Genomic DNA, 4,384 nt, shown 5'->3' on the forward strand with positions numbered 1-4,384 from the left:
GCTGAGGTTTATGTATATTTAAAATATGGTGTTGCTGTGCCCAACGTGGCTTTGGCAATGCAAAAAGAATTAAGTCAACAATTGCAATTTATGACCGAAATGGAAATGGATCAAGTGAATATCCATGTTGTTGGTTTAGTTGCTCCAAAAAATGATAAAAAGGCAGTTTTAAGTAATAGCAAAGAGTAAAGAAAAGTGGGATTAAAAAGTGACTATAACCAGGCATAAAGTTCGGGAATTAGCGTTTCAGACTTTATTTTTATTAACGTCTAATGTGGTTGATGAACAGCAAGCTTTGCAGGAAGTTTTACAGACAGCACAAATATCTGAAACACCAGATTATTTGCAATTTCTAGTGCAAGGAGTTTGGGATAAACACGAGTTATTAGACCAGCAATTAGCACAACATCTAAAAAAGGGCTGGACTTTGCAGCGTTTAAGTCGCGCTGATGTAAATATATTAAGAATTGGTCTTTTTGAGATTCAAAATAGTCCCGCTATTCCTGCTAAAGTGGCTGTTAATGAAGCCTTAGAGTTAGTTGATCAGTATAGTGATCCACAAGCAAAAAAATTTGTTAATGGGATTTTATCTAATTTTATCCCAGCTAAAAATGAACCGATTGATAATGTCACTGAAAACGGCCGGGATTAGTATTTAGTCCTGGCTTTTTTGTAAAGAAGGTTATTTATGGTAAAAATCTTGTCGGGCATACCTTTAGCTCAGCAGATGAAAAAAGATTTACAACTTAAAGTACAGTCCTTAAAGAAACAGAAAGTGACCCCTACTTTAGCTACAGTAATTGTTGGCCCTGATGCTGCTAGTTTAACTTATGCGAAAAACGAACAGCGCCAAGCTCGGGCGTTAGGAATTAATTATCAAGTACACAGCTTACCAAAAACCACGTCCCAATTGTCCGTAGTTAACTTATTGGAACATTTAAATAACGCAGCGCCCATAGATGCTATATTACTGCAGCTACCATTACCGCAGCATTTACAGTTGCGACCAATTATTGCTGCTATAGATACTTGTAAAGATGTTGATGGTTTAACGAATGAAAATGTTGGTCGTTTATGGAATGGCGCTCAAGGTAATTTTCCTGCTACTGCTCGTGCAGTCATAGCCTTATTAAAATATTATCATATTAAAGTAGCAAGTAAGCATATTGTAATTTTGAGTCGCAGCGAAATTGTAGGTAAACCCTTAGCAGCTATGCTTTTAAAGCAAAATGCTACTGTTACAATTGCTCATTCACATACCCGCAATCTCGCAGCTTTGACCCAACGAGCAGATATTTTGATTGTGGCGATTGGACAGGCACAATTTATTACTGACGAATATTTATCACCACAAACAATTGTAGTTGATGTTGGTACTAATTTAGATAGTACTGGTAAGCTAGTGGGTGATGTAGATTTTCAACGGGCTCAAAACCAGGTTTCGATGCTGACACCGGTTCCTGGAGGTATAGGTCCAGTTACAGTAGCCTGTTTGTTGGAGCAAGTAATTAAGATAGCGCAAAAGCGAGTACAAATTAATGACAGATAATCAATATTTAACAGTAACGGCTTTAACCAAGTATTTAAAACGAAAGTTTGATGCAGATCCTTATTTAAAGCGAGTTTATTTAACCGGAGAAATATCTAATTTTCGCTTGCGACCACGGCACCAATATTTTTCTTTAAAAGATGAACATGCCAAAATTTCGGCGATTATGTTTCAAAGCGCGTTTGCTAAGATTAAGTTTCAACCTGAAGAAGGGATGAAAGTTTTAGTTAGCGGTTATGTTTCTTTATATGAGGCAAGTGGTCAATATCAAATATATGTTGATCGGATGGAACCTGACGGGATTGGGGCTTTATATAAGGCTTACGAACAATTAAAAGCCAAATTGCGTCAGGAAGGTGCCTTTGATGTGCCTAAAAAACCTATTCCTAAATTTCCACGGCGAATTGCTGTCATTACTAGCCCATCAGGCGCAGTAATTCGTGACATTATTACTACGGTCCAACGACGCTTTCCAATTGTACAACTGGTGTTATTTCCGGCACTCGTTCAGGGTCAAGAGGCTGCCGATAGCTTAGTTAATTGTTTAAATCAGGTAGGGGAAATCAGCAACTTTGATACAGTAATTATTGGTCGTGGAGGTGGATCGATTGAAGATTTGTGGCCATTTAATGAAGAAAAAGTTGCTCGAGCAATTTTAAAACTACAAATTCCGGTTATTTCTTCCGTAGGTCATGAAACAGATACGACTATTGCTGATTTGGTAGCTGATTTACGGGCACCAACGCCAACAGCAGCTGCCGAATTGGCTACTCCTGTTTTACAAGAGGTTATTTTACAAATTCAACAGCAGCGGACTTTAATTTTCCAGGCTTTGCGTAGTATTTTGATTAAAAAGCGCCAATTATTAAATGTTTATCAAGAAAATTATCTTTTTAAAAATCCTCAAAATTTGTATCGTGATTATTCTCAGCAGGTGGATCAGCTTACCAATGCCTTACAGGATGCAATAAAACACCAATTAGAAGCTAATAAACAAAAGCTGCGGCTCTTACAGCAATCATTGAAATTTCAACAGCCACAGCTGCAAAATTATTCTCAGCAAGTACAGCTTTTAGAAAAAAATCTTTCTCAAAATTATGGTAATTACTTAAAAGAACGTCAGCATCAGTTGGCTCAGCAAGTTACTAATTTAGATAGTTTAAGTCCTTTAAAAACTCTTCAACGTGGCTATGCGGTTGTTAGTGCTCAGCAGCAGGTAATCACACAGACGCGACTTTTATCTCCCCATCAGCAAATTCAAATTCGTTTAGCAGACGGTAAATTTACCGCACAAGTATTAAAAATTGAGGCAGAAAATAATGACAAATAAAAAAACTTTTGAAGAAAATCTCACTGAATTGCAGCAAATTGTCGATGAGCTTCAGCAAGGCGATGTCCCTTTAGAAAAGGCAATGACTCAATTTCAAAAGGGAGTTCAATTGAGTCAAACTTTAGAAAAAACTCTTTCAGAAGCAGAAAAAAAACTGACTCAGGTTATGACTGCCGATGGGCAAGAAAGTGATTTTCAATTGAACAATCAAGAAAGCTCTGATCAAAAATGAATCAATTTCAAAAATTTCAGAGTCAGTATTTAGAACATTTTAATGATTTTTTGCATCAGCAATTAGTACAAGAAATTGTTCAACCACAATTACAGTCCAGTATGCTTTATTCTTTAGATGCTGGTGGTAAAAGAATTAGACCATTTTTACTACTGGCAACTGTTAAATCTTTGCAGCCCCAAGCAGATTTAGAAACTTATTTTAAGATTGCTGGATCGTTGGAGTTGGTGCACACGTATTCTTTAATTCATGATGATTTGCCCGAAATGGATAATGATGATTATCGACGTGGTCAATTAACTAACCATAAAAAATTTACTCCTGCCCAAGCGGTTTTAGCTGGGGATGCTTTATTGACGCAAGCTTTTTTGTGGTTAACTGATAATTCTTTGGTTCCGGTACTACAATCACAGTTGGTTTGGACTTTGGCCAATGCAGCTGGAGGACAGGGAATGGTAGCTGGGCAAACGATTGATATTATTAACACTGGTAAAAAATTAGATTTAACCCAGATAACAACTTTAGATGCTCAAAAAACTGGTGCCTTAATTACGGCAGCTGTCAAAATGGGTGCTCTTTGCACACAAGCTGACCAAGAGCAGCTGATGCACTTGCAAAGATTTGCCCAAAATTTTGGGGTCGCCTTTCAAATTTATGATGATATATTGGATGTTACTAGCACAGAAGCTAAAATGGGCAAAAAAGTTGGCAAAGATCAAGCGGTAGGTAAGAATACCTATGTGAGTTTATTAGGCCTTCCATCTGCTCAAGAGCGCCTTGCTGCAATAGTTCATCAAGCTCATCAAGAGCTCCAAGCCATTAGTTTAGCAGATAGTATTTTGGCTGCATCATTGGAATATTTTGATTAAGGAGAATTACTTTGAAAAAAGAACGCGTTGATGTTTTGGCGGTCGCACAAAAGTTGGCTGATTCTCGCGAGCAGGCAAAAAGAAAAATAATGGCGGGTGAAGTTTATAATAGCGACAATTTACGTTTAGACAAACCGGGTGAAAAAATTTCTATCGATAGTCAATTACATCTAAAAGCCGGAGCTTATCAACAATATGTTGGTCGGGGTGCTTTTAAATTAGCTAAGGCTTTAAAGGCTTTTGATATTGATTTGAAAAATCGTTTATGCTTAGATATCGGCGCTTCTACTGGTGGTTTTACAGATGTTGCCCTGCAAGCCGGAGCGCGTAAGGTTTATGCCTTAGATGTGGGTTATAATCAATTGGCTTGGAAATTGCGCGAGGATCCACGCGTGGCTGTGATG

The 4,384-nt window shown here is 37.7% G+C and carries 7 protein-coding genes; all 7 read left to right on the forward strand.

The genetic code is table 11. From position 1 onward, the window contains the following. Window positions 1-189 (forward strand): Asp23/Gls24 family envelope stress response protein (locus tag EQ827_RS07875; protein ID WP_181190445.1); only part of this gene is annotated, 189 nt, incomplete at its 5' end. Window positions 190-208: 19 nt separating this feature from the next. Further along, a complete protein-coding gene (nusB, locus tag EQ827_RS07880; protein ID WP_309109354.1) occupies window positions 209-652 on the forward strand; it encodes a transcription antitermination factor NusB in 444 nt (147 codons plus the stop codon). A gap of 36 nt (window positions 653-688) precedes the next feature. After that, window positions 689-1,549 (forward strand): bifunctional 5,10-methylenetetrahydrofolate dehydrogenase/5,10-methenyltetrahydrofolate cyclohydrolase, encoded by an 861-nt coding sequence (locus EQ827_RS07885; RefSeq protein WP_181190446.1) that lies wholly within the window; start codon window positions 689-691, stop codon window positions 1,547-1,549. After that, entirely contained in the window at window positions 1,539-2,879 is a 1,341-nt protein-coding gene (gene xseA / locus EQ827_RS07890) for an exodeoxyribonuclease VII large subunit (protein ID WP_181190447.1), read from the forward strand. Before EQ827_RS07885 ends, xseA begins: the two co-directional genes overlap by 11 nt. Then, the gene (locus EQ827_RS07895; RefSeq protein WP_181190448.1) at window positions 2,869-3,111 is read left to right on the forward strand and encodes an exodeoxyribonuclease VII small subunit; all 243 of its coding nucleotides are present in this window, start codon (window positions 2,869-2,871) and stop codon (window positions 3,109-3,111) included. Before xseA ends, EQ827_RS07895 begins: the two co-directional genes overlap by 11 nt. Continuing rightward, complete coding sequence (locus tag EQ827_RS07900; RefSeq protein ID WP_181190449.1) at window positions 3,108-3,980, forward strand: polyprenyl synthetase family protein; 873 nt, start codon at window positions 3,108-3,110, stop codon at window positions 3,978-3,980. Before EQ827_RS07895 ends, EQ827_RS07900 begins: the two co-directional genes overlap by 4 nt. Before the next feature lie 11 nt (window positions 3,981-3,991). Beyond that, a partial coding sequence (locus EQ827_RS07905; protein ID WP_309109355.1) for an SAM-dependent methyltransferase occupies window positions 3,992-4,384 on the forward strand: 393 nt, incomplete at its 3' end.

Source organism: Bombilactobacillus bombi, assembly GCF_013607485.1.
Taxonomy (GTDB): domain Bacteria; phylum Bacillota; class Bacilli; order Lactobacillales; family Lactobacillaceae; genus Bombilactobacillus; species Bombilactobacillus bombi_A.

Bases quoted from the DNA above. Each gene is read 5' to 3' on its own strand.
- EQ827_RS07900 (WP_181190449.1), top strand. From the start codon at position 3,108: ATGAATCAATTTCAAAAATTTCAGAGTCAGTATTTAGAACATTTTAAT.
- EQ827_RS07885 (WP_181190446.1), top strand. From the start codon at position 689: ATGGTAAAAATCTTGTCGGGCATACCTTTAGCTCAGCAGATGAAAAAA.
- EQ827_RS07895 (WP_181190448.1), top strand. From the start codon at position 2,869: ATGACAAATAAAAAAACTTTTGAAGAAAATCTCACTGAATTGCAGCAA.
- xseA (WP_181190447.1), top strand. From the start codon at position 1,539: ATGACAGATAATCAATATTTAACAGTAACGGCTTTAACCAAGTATTTA.